Annotated in this window: 21 protein-coding genes; 10 read left to right on the top strand and 11 right to left on the bottom strand. The window is 47.4% G+C overall.

Annotated features, from left to right (window positions below):
• The 3 genes from VF709_RS22625 to VF709_RS22615 all read left to right on the top strand — a co-directional run.
• Positions 1 to 847, top strand: an 847-nt coding sequence (locus VF709_RS22625; RefSeq protein WP_440232346.1) for a tyrosine-type recombinase/integrase, incomplete at its 5' end; no start/stop codon positions are given.
• 411 nt (positions 848 to 1258) lie between these two features.
• Positions 1259 to 2215, top strand: a complete 957-nt coding sequence (parM, locus tag VF709_RS22620) for a plasmid segregation protein ParM domain-containing protein (protein ID WP_440232345.1) — start codon at positions 1259 to 1261, stop codon at positions 2213 to 2215.
• Between the two features lie 11 nt (positions 2216 to 2226).
• Entirely contained in the window at positions 2227 to 2586 is a 360-nt protein-coding gene (locus VF709_RS22615) for a plasmid partitioning/stability family protein (protein ID WP_440232344.1), read from the top strand.
• 151 nt (positions 2587 to 2737) lie between these two features.
• On the opposite strand, the gene VF709_RS22610 is transcribed toward VF709_RS22615, so the two are convergent.
• The 3 genes from VF709_RS22610 to VF709_RS22600 all read right to left on the bottom strand — a co-directional run bounded on the left by VF709_RS22610 (position 2738) and on the right by VF709_RS22600 (position 4015).
• Positions 2738 to 3106: a YidB family protein gene (locus VF709_RS22610; protein ID WP_440232343.1), complete on the bottom strand. Its 369-nt coding sequence runs from the start codon at positions 3104 to 3106 to the stop codon at positions 2738 to 2740.
• Positions 3107 to 3120: 14 nt separating this feature from the next.
• Entirely contained in the window at positions 3121 to 3564 is a 444-nt protein-coding gene (locus tag VF709_RS22605) for a DUF3761 domain-containing protein (RefSeq protein WP_440232342.1), read from the bottom strand.
• 88 nt (positions 3565 to 3652) lie between these two features.
• On the bottom strand, positions 3653 to 4015 hold the full coding sequence (locus tag VF709_RS22600) for a YcgJ family protein (RefSeq protein WP_440232341.1): 363 nt from the start codon (positions 4013 to 4015) through the stop codon (positions 3653 to 3655).
• A gap of 434 nt (positions 4016 to 4449) precedes the next feature.
• On the opposite strand from VF709_RS22600, the gene VF709_RS22595 reads away from it, so the two are divergent.
• From VF709_RS22595 to VF709_RS22585, 3 genes are read left to right on the top strand one after another with little or no spacing between them, the layout of a single operon-like run.
• Positions 4450 to 4827 (top strand): C40 family peptidase, encoded by a 378-nt coding sequence (locus tag VF709_RS22595; RefSeq protein WP_440232340.1) that lies wholly within the window; start codon positions 4450 to 4452, stop codon positions 4825 to 4827.
• A gap of 50 nt (positions 4828 to 4877) precedes the next feature.
• Positions 4878 to 5063 carry a DUF1187 family protein gene (locus VF709_RS22590; RefSeq protein ID WP_440232339.1) on the top strand — a complete coding sequence of 62 codons (186 nt, stop codon included), beginning with the start codon at positions 4878 to 4880 and terminating at the stop codon, positions 5061 to 5063.
• 15 nt (positions 5064 to 5078) lie between these two features.
• Positions 5079 to 5444 (top strand): protease inhibitor I42 family protein, encoded by a 366-nt coding sequence (locus VF709_RS22585; protein ID WP_440232338.1) that lies wholly within the window; start codon positions 5079 to 5081, stop codon positions 5442 to 5444.
• Between the two features lie 116 nt (positions 5445 to 5560).
• Here the strand turns inward: VF709_RS22585 and VF709_RS22580 are convergent, their stop codons facing one another.
• A complete protein-coding gene (locus VF709_RS22580; protein ID WP_440232348.1) occupies positions 5561 to 6100 on the bottom strand; it encodes a DUF2913 family protein in 540 nt (179 codons plus the stop codon).
• Between the two features lie 223 nt (positions 6101 to 6323).
• Here VF709_RS22580 and VF709_RS22575 point away from each other — a divergent pair, with 223 nt between their 5' ends.
• From VF709_RS22575 to VF709_RS22560, 4 genes are read left to right on the top strand one after another with little or no spacing between them, the layout of a single operon-like run.
• Positions 6324 to 7880: a type I restriction-modification system subunit M gene (locus VF709_RS22575; protein WP_440232337.1), complete on the top strand. Its 1557-nt coding sequence runs from the start codon at positions 6324 to 6326 to the stop codon at positions 7878 to 7880.
• Positions 7877 to 9148, top strand: a complete 1272-nt coding sequence (locus VF709_RS22570) for a restriction endonuclease subunit S (RefSeq protein WP_440232336.1) — start codon at positions 7877 to 7879, stop codon at positions 9146 to 9148. Before VF709_RS22575 ends, VF709_RS22570 begins: the two co-directional genes overlap by 4 nt.
• Before the next feature lies 1 nt (position 9149).
• Complete coding sequence (locus tag VF709_RS22565) at positions 9150 to 10334, top strand: AAA family ATPase (protein WP_440232335.1); 1185 nt, start codon at positions 9150 to 9152, stop codon at positions 10332 to 10334.
• A gap of 23 nt (positions 10335 to 10357) precedes the next feature.
• A complete protein-coding gene (locus tag VF709_RS22560) occupies positions 10358 to 13456 on the top strand; it encodes an HsdR family type I site-specific deoxyribonuclease (RefSeq protein ID WP_440232334.1) in 3099 nt (1032 codons plus the stop codon).
• Between the two features lie 101 nt (positions 13457 to 13557).
• Here VF709_RS22560 and VF709_RS22555 read toward each other — a convergent pair whose 3' ends face one another.
• From VF709_RS22555 to VF709_RS22525, 7 genes are all read right to left on the bottom strand, one after another.
• Positions 13558 to 14478, bottom strand: coding sequence for a COG2958 family protein (locus VF709_RS22555; protein WP_440232333.1), 921 nt, complete (start codon positions 14476 to 14478; stop codon positions 13558 to 13560).
• A gap of 290 nt (positions 14479 to 14768) precedes the next feature.
• Positions 14769 to 15290: a hypothetical protein gene (locus VF709_RS22550; RefSeq protein ID WP_440232332.1), complete on the bottom strand. Its 522-nt coding sequence runs from the start codon at positions 15288 to 15290 to the stop codon at positions 14769 to 14771.
• Between the two features lie 163 nt (positions 15291 to 15453).
• Positions 15454 to 15756: a hypothetical protein gene (locus VF709_RS22545; protein ID WP_440232331.1), complete on the bottom strand. Its 303-nt coding sequence runs from the start codon at positions 15754 to 15756 to the stop codon at positions 15454 to 15456.
• A gap of 1 nt (position 15757) precedes the next feature.
• Positions 15758 to 16051 carry a PerC family transcriptional regulator gene (locus tag VF709_RS22540; protein WP_440232330.1) on the bottom strand — a complete coding sequence of 98 codons (294 nt, stop codon included), beginning with the start codon at positions 16049 to 16051 and terminating at the stop codon, positions 15758 to 15760.
• On the bottom strand, positions 16041 to 16736 hold the full coding sequence (locus VF709_RS22535; RefSeq protein WP_440232329.1) for a cyclic nucleotide-binding domain-containing protein: 696 nt from the start codon (positions 16734 to 16736) through the stop codon (positions 16041 to 16043). The genes VF709_RS22540 and VF709_RS22535 overlap by 11 nt, the downstream gene beginning before the upstream one ends.
• Positions 16718 to 17074 carry a Dabb family protein gene (locus VF709_RS22530; protein ID WP_440232328.1) on the bottom strand — a complete coding sequence of 119 codons (357 nt, stop codon included), beginning with the start codon at positions 17072 to 17074 and terminating at the stop codon, positions 16718 to 16720. The genes VF709_RS22535 and VF709_RS22530 overlap by 19 nt, the downstream gene beginning before the upstream one ends.
• On the bottom strand, positions 17040 to 17861 hold the full coding sequence (locus VF709_RS22525) for a hypothetical protein (protein WP_440232327.1): 822 nt from the start codon (positions 17859 to 17861) through the stop codon (positions 17040 to 17042). The genes VF709_RS22530 and VF709_RS22525 overlap by 35 nt, the downstream gene beginning before the upstream one ends.
• Between the last annotated feature and the right edge of the window lie 171 nt (positions 17862 to 18032).

Raw genomic sequence — 18032 nt, 5'->3', positions numbered from 1 at the left:
GGCCTCGTGGTCAGAAAGCTACGCTGAGAGCGTCCAGGAAGCTCTGGAGAAGGATATCTTCCCTCATGTGGGCAAACGTCCTGTTGCAGAAATCCTGCCGCTGGAAATGCTGGAGGCGCTACGACTGATTGAGAAGCGTGGCTCACTGGAAAAACTGCGTAAAGTCAGACAGTACTGCAATCAAATCTTCCGCTACGCTATTGCAACCGGACGTGCCACGATTAACCCTGCCTCAGAGTTAACCAGTACGCTGACAGCGCCGAAGTCGAAACATTTTCCTCACCTGCAAGAAAATGAACTCCCTGCTCTTCTTGCAAAGCTGGCGGAGTATCACGGCAGCCCTGTTGTCCGTATGGCAACCAGGCTGTTGATGTTGACCGGGGTCAGGACGATAGAGTTACGTGCGGCAGAATGGTCTGAGTTCGATTTCGACAATGCTCTGTGGGCCGTACCGGAAGAACGCATGAAAGGAAGGCGTATTCATCTGGTACCATTGTCAAAACAGGTGATGGCAATCCTGCGCGAATTACAGGTGTATACCGGACAGTATCGACTGCTATTTCCCGGACGATGCGATATCAATAAACCAATGAGTGAAGCCAGTATCAACATGGTCCTCAAACGCATCGGCTACGACGGGAGAGCAACCGGTCATGGTTTTCGCCACACAATGAGTACCATCCTGCATGAGCATGGGTTCAACACTGCATGGATCGAAATGCAGCTTGCCCACGTGGATAAGAACAGTATTCGCGGCACCTACAACCATGCGCAGTATTTGGATGGTCGGCGTGAAATGATGCAGTGGTATGCTGACCATATCGATAGTCTGAGTCGTGGCAAATAAAACGGTATAAAACAGGACGCTCAACCTTCATGGTTGAGCGCCCTTCATTTCATAGCAGTGCTTTAACTCCCCATCAAATACCACCACTGCATTTCATTTTAAATAAACTGATATTTTATTTAATTTGCCATGCGCAATTCATAACGTAAAACCTCGCTATAAATCCTTTAGGTCTGTCTCCTGAATCTTGTATGGCAATTCGCATTTTACTCACCCCATACAGGAAACTGACCCGATGAAAAGATTTCTCATGTTTGTCTTACTGGCAGCACTGCCTTTTCTCGTTGAGCGCTTGCTGGCACTGATTCATCTCATTGTGCTCTCAGTTCTGGCGCAATAACCGCCCTACACGCCTCCGGTGACGCCGGGCGGCTCAATCCCAATACATATTTAACTCAACAAAGGTGCAAAATGCGCATTTATATCGACGACGGTTCGACCCACATCAAAATGCTATGGGAGCTGCATGGCAAAACATTTACCCACATCAGCCCCAACAGCTTCAAACGCGGATGGTCAGCCACGTTTGGCAGCGGTAAGCCGTTTAACTACACTGCTGGCAAAGAAAAATACTCGTTTGACCTCATTTCCCCCGATACTCTTACCACCAGTAATATCGCATGGCAGTACAGCCCTCTCAATGTGGTGGCTGTGCATCATGCTCTGCTGACCAGCGGTCTTGCGCCACAGTGCGTGGATATCGTGGTGACACTACCACTGGCGGAGTTCTACGACGAAGATGCTCAGTACCGGCTTGATAACATTGAGCGTAAGAAACAGAACCTGCTGCAACCGGTGGTGCTGAATAGCGGTCACATCTTTACCATCACCCGCGTTACCGTGCGCCCGGAGTCCATTCCTGCCGGTATAGCGCTGTGCGATCAACTCTCGTCTTCCAACTCGGTGCTGATTGTAGATCTCGGCGGAACGACGCTGGACATATCACAGGTGGCGGGCCAGATGTCTTCAGTCTCGCGTATCTACGGCGATCCGGCGTTAGGTGTGTCTCTGGTGACCGATGAAGTGCAACAGGCATTGCGTAAGGCCGGTATGGCGCTGTCCCGCTACAACGTGGATCGGTTGATAATCAAACGGTTTGACGATATGTACCTAGCGAACAATATCAACGATCCGCGTGCTGTCGATGACATAAAGCAGGCAATCCACAGCGGTATTGCACGATACCGTGCGCGGGTGCTGGAAGCGATTGATCGCTTTAAAGGCTACACCCATGTTGCGGTCGTTGGCGGCGGAGCCTGCATGCTGGCCGATGACATTCGTACTCATGTTAACCTGCGCGAAGATCGTTTCTTTGTTGCACAGGATCCGCAGTTCGCGCTGGTACATGGTTTGAAAGCTATTGGCTGATAGAGGTAGTAATGAATAGAAGAAAAGTACTGATTTATCTGCGCCCTGCAACACATGCCAGCGAGCGCTTTGCAGATGCGCGTATTGAGTCGCATCACCGGGGCGATCGCGGTGAGTTATCACGAACGGCGTTACTTGCAGGTATTGCGCTGGGAGAAATTGACAGCCGGTTGCCGTCGGTACTGGCGGCACTGCTGGCTGACAACACAAGCGCAGAAACCTTGCGTACCATGCTGTCGTCGTTTCTGAACATCCATCCGGGTTCTGCTTCGTCTGCAGCAGTGACGGTTACTGAATCGCCACCTGCAGTAACAGAGCAGCCTACCAGCAGTGTTTCGGCAAAGAATCTGGCGGGCTCTCTGCCTGAATAACTTTACTGTTGATGTTATATCGCCACACCACCAAAGATAAAAAACAGGACGCTCAGCCTTCATGGCCGGGCGTCCTTTTATCGTTATATTTTTTATTTACTTCGACCTGTCGTCTCCCTTAAGCATCTAACTGCATAAAGGAAGAGAAAAATCACTTCATACGATCACGAAGAATCGACAGCGCCATATCAAGCATATTGCTGCCGCCCAGTTGGTGCGCTTCAGGAGACAAATGCTGCAACACAGCTGGAAGATGAGTGCCAATCCAGCCCATCACGTCTTCCTGAGAAATCCCCATACGCTGTGCAAGCGAAGACAGCTCATCGGCGCTGAACACACTGCTGATATGCTCAGGGGTAAGATTTTCAGCCGTCAGCCCCCCTTTTTCCAGCGTCTTAAAGCGAGCCAGCAGCGCCGGAAATCCACCCTCATCCTGTACCCACGACAGGAAAGCCATCAGATTTGGATGTACATCCGTTCCCTGGAAAAAACGGCCCAGAATATTGTTCAGAATACCCATGTTATCTCCCCCCGTTATTCAGTCAGCCATTGGGCTACGCCACCATGGCGCGAACAAGAGCCACTGTGCTGCTTGCTATGACTGAAAGAACCGTCTTTACACCGTGCTGTTGCACCCGGCTCAACCGTGTTTGGCACCGCTGCGGGTACTGACTTTGGTTCTTTTGTCGGAGTCGGAACAGGGGCTGGCTTTTGCTCAGGAACCGGCTGCAGGTTCTGTTTTTTCACGAACCGACCGGTTTTATCCCGAACAGCCGCCGGAGCCGTATCCGTTGGCTGAGTAATGCTATCATCAACCTTTGGTTTACGGAGGCGTGGAGCTTTCTTTGGGGCAGGAGCATCTGTAGTCTGCTGAACATCAACTACAGATTGTTCATCTTTCTTTGCCGGGGACGCTGCCATCGTCACGGTGCTAAAAATGAAACTGCTGACAATAAGCGAAACAGGTAATATGCGCATAGCTAAATTTCTCCGTTATACAAATGGACAAATAAGCCTTAGCAACGGGAGATGCTTTCTGGCAATAAATGCACAGTATTTTAAGGAATTATTTCCCCTGATGTGCCTTACCAAATATCTTCTGTGTCAGTGTGTTTTCTTTTTTTTCTGGAGTTCGTGGATAAAAGCGATCTTTGTAACACTGCCGTTCCTTAGAATCACAATGCACCCCGTTACTGAACGTATATTCGCTCAAATCGACGCTGACACCATCACCGAAGGACTTCTGCAGGTTATCCTCTGCGGTTTTCCCCAGATACAACGCCGTCAGGCCCATCGCAATCCCCTGGTTATCAACGCAATACCCGGCTTTTTTATCACACACAACGCCGCTCGCCGGAGAGTAAATATCCGCAGCCAGTGCTGTTGTTGACATACCCAGCAATACAGCCATCACCAGTAATTTTTTCACAATTCATCCTTTATTAACAAAAAGTTGCACACCCGAAACCACATACCTGATATGGTGCATATTCGCACGGTGATCGATCGCCAATTCGCACCATAGTCGATCATGATTTCGCGGGAATACGCAATTTGGTTTAGCACAGGGAGCATGGTGATAACAATTTATCGCAACCACCGGGAATGCGTCCGCTGACTTTACAACCACTCGCTACCGTCCTGATAACAGAAAAAAGACAAAAGCGAGGATGAAGAATGCGGCGTCATCGGCCATTTCTTTTTTTACTGTTACTCGGGTACCAGGCATCGGTACTGGCATCACCGGTCAGCCATACCCGGCCACATCAGCCGGTACACAAAAAATCGCATGCCCGTATTGCGACCAGACCAATGCCCCATTCTCCCGTTAAACCTGCGCGGACCCGAGTCATCAATACACTGATGGCTCAACTGGGGAAGCCCTACCGCTGGGGTGGAATATCTCCGGAAACCGGTTTTGACTGCAGTGGACTGGTTTACTACGCCTGGCGCAAAAACTTCAATACCCGGCTCCCGAGAACCGCTGAAGGCATGTACAGCATGGCGCAGGCACACCCAGTCCAGTTTCAGCATCTGGAGCCGGGCGATATGGTCTTTTTCGCCATGAAGGGCGGTGATGTTGACCATGTTGGCGTTTATCTGGGGAACGGGCACTTTATTGAGGCACCACACACCGGCCAGAATGTAAAGATTGTTAGTCTGGAACAGGATAACTACCGCCGCCATTACCGGGGAGCCCGGCGACTGCCTGTACCAGGAACTGGTCCGGAAGAAAGTTAACCGAATAATTCAGTCACCACCAGGATCGAAGATCGCAAAGGAGAATCACGTTGTATAAAATAACTGCGACGATTATTAAACCGGGAAACCCTCACGTCACCTGGACCCGCTTTTCACCGAAAAAATTAACACTGGCGCAGTGCGAGTCAATATTTTACGTACCGAAAGAAACGGGAAGATCATTTGGTGAAAGAATCAAAGTGGAAAACTTTCTCTGCGAAAAAATCGACGAATAAAAAAACGGTGGCATTATGAATAACATTCCAGCAATACACACTCTATTCCTTCTCACCCTATGCTGTACAAGAATTACTTCCGTTTCGGCTGAGCCAGCAAAGCCACTCCTTTCTCTCAGCAAATGCCCGTCAGGTTATTTCACCGTGATAACCGGTAATTATAACAAAGTCCCCGAACAACAATGTTTATCTGAAACGCCGGAGACCATTTCTGTCTCTGTTGATGCCACATTTTCCATTACCCTGCCCGCAAATCCAACAACCGGTGCTACGTGGGGGTTAAGGCATATGCCTGATTCAGTGATGCTGTTGTCTGCTGGATACTCACCCTCACCAACAAGTAGCTCTGAAGTAGTCGGCAGTGGCGGTGAATTTTCTTAGACCTTCAAAGTGATGGCCCAAAGCAACGGAACAATCAACCTGGACTATGGACGCACCAGGGAAAAAGAAGCATGGTCAACGCGAATCATAAACCTGCAACCCCAGTAAAATCAGCTCTATTCTGGCAATAGTTGATAAACGACATATCCCTCGTCATCAGGCAACCGTTCAGCGTGTAGATTACATTGAGCCAGCAGTGCAGGAATGCCGCTGATATCGCCGGTAAGCCGTAACGCCATCGGCTTGATAAGTTCGCCCTTTTCGATGAACACCTGATGCAGATCGTCTTTTGGCGTATAGATCGCACAGACATTACCCGCTAATTTGGCTTTTTCTTCCCATTCTTTGGCGGACACCAGCCAGTCTACCCAGCCTATCGTCCGAAGTGTGTCGATCATGTACGTAAAGCGAAACAACGTGCTCTGCTGCGTGAGTTCGCCTGAACTGGCTAGCCAGATATACTCCACTTTGCTGTAAAGCCTCGCTGATGCCCCGTAACGCTTACCCTGTTCCTGCAGCCAGATGATGTCCTGCGCTAACATTCGGGGAAACAGTTTACGCTTCTGCGCCGTCAGCAGCCATTGCATGATGAACATGTGCGTCTGCAGGGCAGAAAGCGCTCTCCTTTCCTGTCTGGCAAGACCAACAGCGATCAGAATACATAATGCAAGGTGCGCCAGCCCTTAAGTCGGCCGTTTGGGGGAATACTGGGAAAATCGTTATCCGTGTAACGTCTAACTATTAATCAATCGCCATTACCCCTGCGATTCACACAATTTAGTGGCGATTCGAAATGATTAGAACATCCCTAATCGTTATAATGCAGGACTAATTATGAGCCTTTGGCTACCAGAAATGTATTAAAACCGGAGTTTTACCATGACAAGCACCCAACAACGCGCCGCACTGCAACGCCAGATCTGGCAGATTGCCAACGATGTACGCGGTGCAGTGGATGGCTGGGATTTTAAACAATACGTTTTAGGCGCTCTGTTTTACCGCTTCATCAGCGAGAATTTTGCCAATTACATTGAAGGTGGAGATGACAGTGTCAAGTATGCAACGCTCCCCCGGAGCGTCATTACCCCAGAAATCAAAGACGATGCCATTAAAACCAAAGGCTATTTCATCTACCCAGACGATTTGTTTGTTAACATCGCGGCTGGTGCTAGTACTAACGAAAAATTAAATACCGATTTGGCTGACATCTTCTCGGCTATTGAAATGTCCGCCAGTGGATACCCTTCCGAGAATGATATCAAGGGTTTGTTTGCTGATTTTGACACTACCAGTAACCGGCTCGGCAATACAGTAAAAGATAAAAATACACGCCTGGCGGCGGTGCTCAAAGGGGTGGCAGAATTAGATTTTGGCGATTTTGAGGGTAGTCACATCGATCTTTTCGGTGATGCCTACGAGTTTCTTATCTCCAACTATGCCGCCAATGCAGGCAAATCCGGCGGTGAGTTTTTTACCCCGCAACACGTGTCCAAGCTGATTGCGCAACTGGCCATGCACAAGCAAACCAGCGTCAACAAGATTTATGACCCGGCGTGTGGTTCTGGCTCGCTGCTGCTGCAAGCCAAAAAACACTTTGACGCCCACATTATTGAAGATGGTTTTTGGGGGCAGGAACTCAACCACACCACCTACAACCTGGCGCGGATGAACATGTTCTTGCACAACATCAACTATGACAAGTTCAATATCCAGCTCGGTGATACGCTGCGTAATCCGCATTTTGGCGATGACAAACCTTTTGATGCCATCGTCTCTAACCCACCTTACTCGGTGAAATGGATAGGCTCAGACGATCCCACTCTGATCAACGATGACCGTTTTGCCCCGGCAGGGGTGTTAGCGCCCAAATCCAAAGCCGACTTCGCTTTTGTGCTGCATGCGCTCAGTTACCTTTCCAGCAAAGGGCGCGCAGCCATTGTCTGCTTCCCCGGCATTTTCTACCGGGGTGGCACCGAGCAGAAAATTCGCCAGTATCTGGTGGATAACAACTACGTCGAAACCGTGATTTCACTCGCGCCTAACCTGTTTTTTGGCACCACCATCGCCGTGAATATTCTGGTGCTGTCCAAACACAAAACTGACATGACCACCCAGTTTATCGACGCCAGCGGGCTGTTTAAGAAGGAAACCAATAACAATACTCTCACTGAGAAGCATATTGAGCAAATCATGCAGGTATTCGATAGCAAGGCAGACGTTAATCATTTTGCCAAATCGGTAAATTTTGAAGATATTAAGGTCAATGATTACAATCTGTCGGTAAGTAGCTATATCGAAGCCAAAGACAACCGCGAAGTAGTCGATATCACTGCGCTCAATGCCGACCTGAAAATCACAGCCTCTAAAATCGACCAGTTACGAGCGGATATTGATGCCATTGTGGCGGTGATTGAAGGTAAGGAGCTGAAGGCATGAGCGAGATGAGCTTTATGGAAAGGCTGCTTAGTGGTATCGAAGTAAAATGGAAACCATTGAAAGAAGTAGCTGAAATTCGTAGTGGTTGGGGGTTCCCCAATATCTATCAAGGGCAATCTGAAGGTATTTATCCATTCTATAAAGTCAGCGACATGAATATCGCTGGTAACGAAACGGTGATGGTTGCAGCCAATAATTATGTCGATGATGTGGTAGTTAAAAAACTTGGTATTAAGCTTGCTCCTGCAGGGAGTGTTATTTTTCCTAAAATTGGTGCTGCGGTTGCTACAAATAAGAAGCGTCTATTATCAGTACCATCCGCATATGATAACAATGTTATGGGACTAATTCCGGGAGAAGAAATTAGTCCTCGATTTCTTTTTTTCTGGATGCAAACAATCAATCTGAGTTCGCTAGCACACGATTCTGGAGCAGTTCCATCTATCCGTAAAAGCGAAATGGAAGTCCTGCCGATTCCCGTTCCCCCGCTTCAAATTCAAGCTGAAATCGTCGGCATTCTGGACACTTTTACCTCTCTTACAGCCGAGCTTACAGCCGAGCTTACAGCCGAGCTTACAGCCCGTAAAAAACAATACAACTACTATCGCGACCAGTTGTTGCGTTTTAAGAAAGGGGACGTAGAGTGGAAAGCTTTGGGGGAGATTGGCGAATTTATTCGAGGAAAGCGTTTTACGAAAGCTGACTATGCCGAAGATGGTATCAGTGCTATTCACTACGGTGAGATATACACTCGGTACGGCGTCTTTACAACTCATGCGCTTTCTCAGGTCAGAAACGATATGACCAAGTCACTTCGCTATGCGGAACCAGGAGACGTGGTGATAACTGATGTTGGAGAAACCGTCGAGGATGTTGGTAAAGCCGTGGCCTGGCTTGGAGATGAAAAAGTGGCTATTCACGACCACTGTTATGCTTTCCGACATTCAATGAACCCGAAGTTTGTTTCCTATTGCATGCAAACAGCATCTTTCATTGCCGAGAAAGCAAAGTATGTGGCCAGAACCAAGGTCAATACATTATTGATTAATGGGTTTGCTAAAATCGCCATTCCTGTTCCGTATCCAAATGACCTTGAAAAATCGCTTGCCGAACAAGCCCGTATCGTCGCTATTCTGGACAAATTCGATGCCCTTACTAATTCCATCAGTGAAGGTTTACCACGTGAAATCGCATTACGCCAAAAGCAATATGAGTATTACCGTGATTTGCTGTTGAGCTTTCCCAAGCCTGAAGAGGTAGTGGCCTGATATGAGCAAGACACTAGCAGAAATCGCCCAGCAGCTTAAAGACGCCAATAAAAAGATACAGTTGATCTATGCCTTTAATGGCACGGGGAAAACACGCCTGTCGCGCGAATTTAAGCAGCTTGTTGCCCCCAGAAATGAGGGAGATGAAGTCGAACAGTCTGAGCTGTCACGCAATAAATTCCTGTATTACAACGCGTTTACTGAAGATTTATTCTATTGGGACAACGACCTGGAGCAGGATGCCGAGCCCCGGCTAAAAATCCAGCCCAATTCGTTTACCGACTGGGTGCTGAAAGATCAAGGACAAGATCGGAATATCATTGCGACCTTTCAGCGTTACACCAACGATAAGCTCACACCGCGCTTTAACGAAGAGCAAAAAGATGAAATAACAGGAGAAATCACTGTAGAAGCCTTCTCAGAAATCACGTTTTCCATTGAGCGTGGCCATGATGAACACTCAGGAAATCTGAAAATATCCAAGGGTGAGGAAAGCAATTTCATCTGGAGCATTTTCTATACGCTGATCGAACAGGTGATTGATATTCTCAATGTTGCTGAGCCCTCCGAGCGTGAAACCAACGCATTTGACCAATTGGAATATATATTTATTGACGACCCGGTCAGTTCGCTGGATGAAAACCATTTGATTGAATTGGCTGTAGATTTGGCCCAACTGATCAAGTCAAACAATTCTGATGTCAAATTCATCATAACCACTCACAATCCGCTTTTTTATAACGTTCTGCATAATGAGCTTAACAGTGACGACGGTGGTTACAAGAAAAAATGGCTTGATAAGTATCGGATGACCAAGCTTGACGACGGCACATATCAATTAGACCAACAACCCAATGACTCGCCATTCTCATATCATCTTTATTTGAAATCAGAACTCGAAAAAGCCATCGAGAGTGGTCAGTTGAGCAAGTATCACTTTAATTTTTTAAGAAATATTCTGGAAAAAACCTCCACGTTTCTTGGCTATAAGAAATGGGGGGATCTGTTGCCAAAAACGGATGACGGAAAAACCAATCCGTATGAGGCTCGGATTATTAATATCTCCAGCCACTCGAAGCATGCGGGCGAAGAAGTGGCCGATCTCACTGAAGACGACAAACGTGTTTTGCGGTATCTGGTTAATGAAATCAATACGATGTATCGCTTCCAGCAGATTGAAAACTAAAGAAAAAGATTTAGGGGTAAAGCATGTACGAATACAAGGCTGTAGCCGAAGCAAATAGCTTTATCGTTCTCGATAAATACGCCAGGGAATGGCAGCTTAATGAAAGCTACCAGAGCGAAGGTGACCTGGAACGGGAGTTCATTCAGGATTTGCACAATCAAGGCTACGAGTATGAGCCTGGTTTAAATACGCCTGAGAAGCTGCTGGCCAACGTGCGCGAGCAGTTGCAGACCCTGAACAACATGCAGTTTGCTGACGGTGAATGGATGCGGTTTGTGGAGACCTGGCTGGACAAGCCGAGCGATGGCATCGTCGATAAAACCCGCAAAATTCATAACGACTATATCCATGATTTTGTGTTTGACGATGGTCATATCCAGAACATCTACTTGGTAGACAAAAAAAACATTGCCCGTAATAAGGTTCAGGTCATCAAGCAGTTTGAGCAACAGGGTAGTCATGCCAATCGTTATGATGTCACCATTCTGGTGAATGGCTTGCCGCTGGTACAGGTGGAGCTGAAAAAGCGCGGCGTGGCGATCCGCGAAGCCTTTAATCAGGTGCATCGCTACAGCAAAGAGAGTTTTAACAGTGAACATTCCTTGTTTAAGTATTTGCAGCTGTTTGTGATTTCCAACGGCACCGATAGCCGTTATTTTGCCAATACTACCCAGCGCAACAAAAACAGCTTCGACTTCACCATGAACTGGGCGAAATCTGATAACAGCTTGCTGAAAGACCTGAAAGATTTTACCGCGACCTTTTTCCAGAAGAGCACCCTGCTCAATGTACTGCTGCATTATTCGGTGTTTGATGTGAGCGATGCACTACTGGTAATGCGCCCTTACCAGATTGCTGCTACCGAGCGTATCTTGTGGAAGATCAACAGCGCCTATCAGGCTAAAAACTGGAGCAATACGGAAAGCGGCGGTTATATCTGGCACACCACAGGTTCCGGTAAAACCTTGACCAGCTTCAAGGCGGCGCGCTTAGCCACTGAGCTGGAGTTCATCGACAAAGTTTTCTTCGTGGTGGATCGTAAAGATCTGGATTTCCAGACAATGAAGGAGTACCAGCGTTTTTCCCCGGATAGTGTGAACGGCTCTGACAGCACCGCTGGCCTCAAGCGTAATCTGGATAAAGATGACAACAAAATCATTGTCACCACCATCCAGAAGCTCAATAACCTGATGAAGAGCGAAAACGACCTGCCCATTTACTATAAACAGGTGGTGTTTATATTTGATGAATGCCACCGTAGCCAGTTTGGTGAAGCCCAGAAGAACTTAAAGAAAAAGTTTAAGAAGTTCTATCAGTTCGGCTTTACCGGCACACCAATTTTTCCCCAAAACGCTCTGGGAGCAGACACCACGGCCTGCGTGTTCGGTCGAGAGTTGCACTCTTATGTGATCACCGATGCGATTCGAGATGAAAAGGTACTCAAGTTCAAAGTGGACTACAACGATGTGCGCCCACATTTCAAAGCTATTGAAAGCGAACAGGACGAGAAAAAGCTTAGCGCGGCGGAAAACAGGCAAGCCTTATTGCATCCTATCCGTATAAAAGAAATTTCGCAGTACATCCTGAATAACTTTCGGCAAAAAACGCATCGCCTGCACGCAGGGGCAAAAGGGTTTAATGCGATGTTTGCCGTGAGCAGCGTGGATGCAGCCAAGCTGTATTACGAATCGTTCAAAGACTTGCAAAAAGACAGCGATAAGCCACTAAAAATCGCCACCATTTTCTCTTTTGTGGCCAATGAGGAACAGGATGCAGTAGGCGATATTCTGGATGAAAGTTTTGACGTATCGGCAATGAACAGCAGTGCCAAAGAGTTTTTAAGTGCTGCCATAGCTGACTACAACGCACTGTTCAAAACCAACTTCAGCGTGGAAAGCAATGGTTTTCAAAACTATTACCGAGATCTGGCCAAGCAAGTTAAGGCTAAGGAGATCGACTTACTGATTGTGGTCGGCATGTTCCTGACCGGGTTTGATGCGCCGACGCTGAACACTTTGTTTGTGGATAAAAACCTGCGCTACCACGGTTTGATGCAAGCCTATTCACGCACCAACCGTATTTTTGACGCAACCAAAACCTTCGGCAATATCGTTACCTTCCGTGACCTGGAGCAGGCGACAATTGACGCCATCACGTTGTTTGGCGATAAAAACACCAAGAACGTGGTGCTTGAGAAAAGCTACAAGGAGTATATGGAAGGCTTTACCGACGTAGTAACCGGTGAGGCAAGGCGTGGCTTTGTGGATGTGGTGACGGAGCTAGAGCAACGCTTTCCCGATCCCTCTGCCATTGAGAAAGAGTCCGACAAAAAAGCCTTTGCGAAACTCTTTGGTGAGTATTTACGCGTTGAGAACGTGCTGCAAAACTACGACGAGTTTGCCAGCCTGAAGGCCTTGCAGAACATTAACATCAATGATCCTGAGGCGGTTGAGGAGTTCAAGACCCTGCATTATTTAAGCGATGAGGATCTGGCGACGCTGCAAACAATTAAAATGCCGTCTGAACGGAAAATTCAGGACTACCGTTCAACTTATAACGATGTTCGCGACTGGCTGCGTCGGGAAAAATCTTCCGCTGAAAAAGAAAAATCGACTATTGATTGGGATGATGTTGTCTTTGAGGTAGATCTACTGAAGTCGCAAGAAATTAATCTTGATTATATTCTCGAGCTGATTTTTGAACACAATCGTAAGAATAAAAGTAAAGCAGGCTTAATTGATGAAGTTCGTCGATTAATACGTGCCAGTCTTGGGAGTCGGGCCAAAGAAAGCTTGGTCGTTGATTTTATTAATCAAACCGACCTGGACAAAATTAGTGACAAGGCCAGTATTATAGATGCCTTCTTTGCTTTTGCACAGGTAGAGCAACTACGCGAAGCACAAGAGTTAATTGGATCCGAGAATCTGAATGAAGAGGCAGCTAAACGTTATATTACCACTTCTCTTAAACGAGAGTTTGCCAGCGACAATGGTACGGAGCTTAATGCCGTTTTGCCCAAAATGAGCCCACTAAATCCCCAATACCTCACAAAAAAGCAAAGTGTTTTCCAAAAAATTGCAGCGTTTGTTGAAAAATTTAAGGGAGTGGGTGGGAAAATATAGATGCTTCAACTCATGATACAAAGTTGTGAGTTGAACAGAATGGCAAGCCTTTAAAGGGCTTGCCATTCTTATATGTTAGCTCAGACCCGATCTGACAGTGACTATCTATTCCATAGTGTCTTATGAATTTTCCCTGTCTGATGGTATTCCCCCACCAGCTCAATGAAATCTTTAAAATCCCGATTCTCTTCCACCAGACGGTTCACTGACTTCCAGTCCATGCTGGCACGTTCACGCGCCGGAATCAACGTCTGGCTATTAGAGAAATCATGCGGATCCAGGAGGAGCACACCAATACCGTGCAACGCACAGAGCATCTGAAGTTCACGCTCCACGCTACGCTGTTTATCTTCGTTAATTTCAGTCGCCACCAGATAACCGAAATGCGCCCAACTGGAATTGCTGACCGCCTGGAAGAAACATTCACGCACATTGCTACGGTTTAGCTGTTTTTTCACCTCAAAAGACCATAGCCGAGTTAAACGCCCTTCACTATGGCGAACACAGTTTTGAACCACATCGTCCCATTCTTTATCCAGGGGCTCCAGTGCAACAATATCGGGATATAGCCAGTGGTTTCCTCCCAGCCCTTTGTTATTGCTTGAGCGTTTATCGTCAATACGACGGCACAATAACCCCTCCTCCTGCGAGAGGTAATCAATCAGGATCGGATACAACGAATACTCGGTAAAGCTAACAGTTTCAACTACTGGTTCAGGGACTACGTGAGCATCCGCCTGTTCAACCACAGATTCTCCCCAATAAAACAATCGTGGTCTTGGTTTATCACGCGTCATCACCTGAGGACACATAGCTTTCGCTTTAACAGTCCGACTGCCACCAACTTCAGCGGTAATTTGGCTTAAAAAAGCTTCGTCACTGGCAAAACGTGGGTTTTTACGTTTTTCAGCCAATTCTGCACCATAATGGTCAATGATTTTTTGTGCCAATTGGCGAGCCGTAAACTGCTTATCGGGATTCGCTTGTAACACGTTGATTATCATCTGGGGACGACTTGTCATATGCCTTCCTGCTTTTGTACACACGGCTTTTCGTATCAGCTATTAAGCAATGCGTGATTACAGTTCCTGTGAATGGGCTTAGTTTACCTTTCAGAGTTAAAGACATAAAGCGCTGACTCCCGGATTATACTTGCCGCTTCAGTCAGATTCCAGTGCCCGTGCATTTCCTGAGCCAGTCCAGTTTCAGCATCTGCAACCCGGCGCGAGAAATATTATACTTAAACACTCAAAGAACCGTTAATCATCTTAGTTACTCAAAAGCTATAATACTGCCAACCATTTCATAATAATTATTTTATTTTTATAAATTTGTTCCCCTCTATTGTATGTTCAACCTCCCAACCCAACTCTCTAAGTTTATCCACAATAAACCACTGAGCCTTATGAACATCCCTAGTATTCGCGTGGTAGGAACAAAACGTTGCATAAGCATCAATTACATATGTCTTTTTTTTGTAAAAAAAATAACTCCGCAGAGGGTGTTTCCTTGATGCATATACAGGGGAGCCTACCCCCTCGAAGCGCTCACCCAACCACGATTCAAACTGATCATTTGTTAAATCATATACTCTGCCATTGAATTCAACCCAATAATGATGCTCCCCTCTCGTCCGGTGACTTCCTTTAACGACATTGATGCGAGACTTGGGTGAAAGCCATTTAAGGAACAAACCGAGATATACTGACGCTCCCTGACATGAGTTTGTTGGAAAGCTATAAAAAAATGGTATTCCCATTTTATCCAACTCATCATGCGTGTTTTCAAAAACCAGACGTAAATCTCTAGAAAACTGGATAGCTATTTCTTCCACACCCCCTCCTAACCGTTAATCATAAATAACTAAGAACTAATTTTCATTTAAAAAATCACAAAAGGTGCCAGGTGATAATAATTATTAATAAAATATATTGACTCAACGATACTCCTTATTAAAGGACGGTTCTCTGTAAAAGAAAACCGCCCTGATTCATGACTTATTTAACCAGCGTGCTGACCGCTTTTTTCTTTGCCTTTCGCACCGCTTTCTTTTTAGCATGTTTTTTGGTGGCCTTTGTGGCTTCTGACTTCACCGTGGTACTCTGCGCATACTGAATGGTCTGACTCAATGGTGATACTGGCTCTGAAGCAAAAGAACCCGCAGCGAAAAGGGACAGCGCAGCCCCCAGCAGAACAACCGATAACTTTGACATGGCAACCTCTCCGGTATTTTCAGGAAATATCCCCCCGAAAAATGGAACCGGGAGCCCCACAGAGTCAACACGGATAACCGACGCCATGTCACCCGGATTGATTTTTTATTTTTTTCTGTGATTTCATTCTGAATGCTGAGCCATCAAGCTGACGGATACCCATTTTTTCCTGCGCAACCGTGGCGGCCCTGCTAAAGGCGCTGATATTCAGTTGCTCTGAAACCGGTAGCGCAATGTTTGAATAGCACTGACGCCGCTTCTGGCTGACCCACTGCCGTTGCGCATCGGTATCGCACAGGTCCATCACCGCCAGCCAGCGGGTTGCTGCCCGTCGCCATAACCCGGCTTTCTCCAGTTTCTCAGCGACTGCATCACTGACCATATCCTGCTCTCCGTATTTCTGTTAATGATTGTTCGTCGTTCTGGTGGGACAGCCTGCCCTCCGCCAGTTGTACCAGCACCGACGGTCGCAGTGCTGAGATATTCCGGCCACTGAACCGGAATGCCCCCATATCGACCATTTTGAGGATTTCCCGCGTCACCGTTTCCGGCGTGACGCCAATGTAATTCGCGATATCGCACCGCAGCACCGGCAGGCGAAACTCCCGGCGTATGCATCCAGGATAACCATAACGAACCGCGAGGTCGTAAATAAAATGCGCCAGCTTCTCACCGGCACTCATATGGCTCAGTTGATGGAAGCGTGCCTTGTTCAGGCGTAAGTACTCACTCATCAGCTGGTAGATGTGTCGGCGTTCACCACATGCCTCCATAAACCCGCTTAATTGCGTCGCAGGCAGGCGATGAACGGCGCAGTCATCAATCACCTGTGCATATCCCCGGTGCAATTCTCCGGAAAGTTCATCCAGCCCCAGGTATTCACCGGGCAGATAAAAACCGGTGATGTGTTCATCCCCGCGTGAGTTGATAAAAAACGTTTTGACGGCCCCGAATTTAATTAGCCAGAGTCCACTGCACTTGTCACCTGTACGCCACAGGTACTTCTTTTTACCGTATTGCAGGGACGGTCTCTGCCTGATGGCATCGCTCAATGGGCTTCTGTACATACTGCTCTCCGCTGGTTTACCCAACCCGCCGAACTTTCCGGCTTCAGCGTAAAATCCAGCACGACAATATCCCGCAGCACCGGTCGAAAAATGGATTTCAGTGCATCATGGGCCGGATGTGGCAGATAGTGCTGGCGGGCCGCTTCGTCCGCAAACGTCATCAGCACACAGTGGGTATGACCCGCATTTTTACCTTCAGGGCTGTCATTGATGCCCCATTCCACGCGGGTTATCCCGGTAACCTGTCGGGGTATACGCAGGAAAGCCTGCCTGACCGCATTAATCTGCTCAGGTGAAGCCTCATCAGTGAATGTGATAAACAGAATGTGTCGAATCATTTTTGATTCCTGCAGAAACGGGGGGAAGGGTGAACAGCACATGTTCAAGGTCGTCTGGCATGACGCGAATAATGCCCTCGCCGGGAATATCGATTTCAGCAACCAGAAACAGGGACAGCGATATCATCACAGGCAGTACCAGCAGATAAAGTCCGTGCCGCCGGTCCGCGTGTTGCCTGCCCGCCATGCAACAGGCCACCATGGCAAACAGAAGAATTATCAGCCATGCTGCATCCGGGATTTTCCGTTGATTCACGGCAGTGGTCTGCTGCTGTGACCCTCTCAGCTCACTCAGGGAGGACAGCAACGGCACCATGAGCGGAGAGGTATTGCGCAGGGTCTCCGGCACAACCAGCTCCCAGAGTTGCTGCTGGCTCGTCTCCGACTGCCGGTTCCAGACCCTTCCGCCCTGCAGGGTGCTGTCCCTGAAAAAATGAATACGTGCGTCCAGATATTTTCGGAGCAGTCCCTGAGCTTTCTGCAGCGTGGGTTCCGGTAACAGCTGCGTATACTGCCAGGCTTGTTCAATGGCCTGCGCCTCCCGGACCTGCGACTGCTTCAGCATCACAAAGCCGTTTATCGCCGCCGAAAAGGCAAATCCGATAAGCAGCAGGGATAGCGCCAGCGTTCCTGCAGTGATAACAATATCATTGCCTGTACTGGCATTTCCCCGGGAATAATGACGAAGATAACGGCCAATATACGACGACATAACCAGTAATGATAACATCACCGACAGTAATAAAATATCATCGACTGCCGGGAGCATGAAGTAATATGCCATCATATTCCGACCTCACAGACCAGCCACTCTGGTTTAAAACAGTTAAAATAAAAAAATATTGCAACCCGGTTATTTAATGGATGGCAGCAGTACGTTATTGCTGATAATTTAAATGGCACTTTCAATATTCGTGGTGTATTTATTTTATCTGACAATATAAAAACGTATGGAATA

The sequence above is a fragment of the Enterobacter sp. Lyrl_3 genome (assembly GCF_051948675.1).
Taxonomy (GTDB): Bacteria; Pseudomonadota; Gammaproteobacteria; order Enterobacterales; family Enterobacteriaceae; genus Enterobacter; species Enterobacter cloacae.
Note: the sequence above shows the minus strand (reverse complement) of the source record. Positions and strands in the feature narration are given on the sequence as shown.

Bases quoted from the DNA above. Each gene is read 5' to 3' on its own strand.
- parM (WP_440232345.1), top strand. From the start codon at position 1,259: ATGCGCATTTATATCGACGACGGTTCGACCCACATCAAAATGCTATGG.
- VF709_RS22615 (WP_440232344.1), top strand. From the start codon at position 2,227: ATGAATAGAAGAAAAGTACTGATTTATCTGCGCCCTGCAACACATGCC.
- VF709_RS22610 (WP_440232343.1), bottom strand. From the start codon at position 3,106: ATGGGTATTCTGAACAATATTCTGGGCCGTTTTTTCCAGGGAACGGAT.
- VF709_RS22605 (WP_440232342.1), bottom strand. From the start codon at position 3,564: ATGCGCATATTACCTGTTTCGCTTATTGTCAGCAGTTTCATTTTTAGC.
- VF709_RS22595 (WP_440232340.1), top strand. From the start codon at position 4,450: ATGGCTCAACTGGGGAAGCCCTACCGCTGGGGTGGAATATCTCCGGAA.
- VF709_RS22585 (WP_440232338.1), top strand. From the start codon at position 5,079: ATGAATAACATTCCAGCAATACACACTCTATTCCTTCTCACCCTATGC.
- VF709_RS22575 (WP_440232337.1), top strand. From the start codon at position 6,324: ATGACAAGCACCCAACAACGCGCCGCACTGCAACGCCAGATCTGGCAG.
- VF709_RS22570 (WP_440232336.1), top strand. From the start codon at position 7,877: ATGAGCGAGATGAGCTTTATGGAAAGGCTGCTTAGTGGTATCGAAGTA.
- VF709_RS22565 (WP_440232335.1), top strand. From the start codon at position 9,150: ATGAGCAAGACACTAGCAGAAATCGCCCAGCAGCTTAAAGACGCCAAT.
- VF709_RS22560 (WP_440232334.1), top strand. From the start codon at position 10,358: ATGTACGAATACAAGGCTGTAGCCGAAGCAAATAGCTTTATCGTTCTC.
- VF709_RS22555 (WP_440232333.1), bottom strand. From the start codon at position 14,478: ATGACAAGTCGTCCCCAGATGATAATCAACGTGTTACAAGCGAATCCC.
- VF709_RS22545 (WP_440232331.1), bottom strand. From the start codon at position 15,756: ATGGCGTCGGTTATCCGTGTTGACTCTGTGGGGCTCCCGGTTCCATTT.
- VF709_RS22540 (WP_440232330.1), bottom strand. From the start codon at position 16,051: ATGGTCAGTGATGCAGTCGCTGAGAAACTGGAGAAAGCCGGGTTATGG.
- VF709_RS22535 (WP_440232329.1), bottom strand. From the start codon at position 16,736: ATGTACAGAAGCCCATTGAGCGATGCCATCAGGCAGAGACCGTCCCTG.
- VF709_RS22530 (WP_440232328.1), bottom strand. From the start codon at position 17,074: ATGATTCGACACATTCTGTTTATCACATTCACTGATGAGGCTTCACCT.
- VF709_RS22525 (WP_440232327.1), bottom strand. From the start codon at position 17,861: ATGATGGCATATTACTTCATGCTCCCGGCAGTCGATGATATTTTATTA.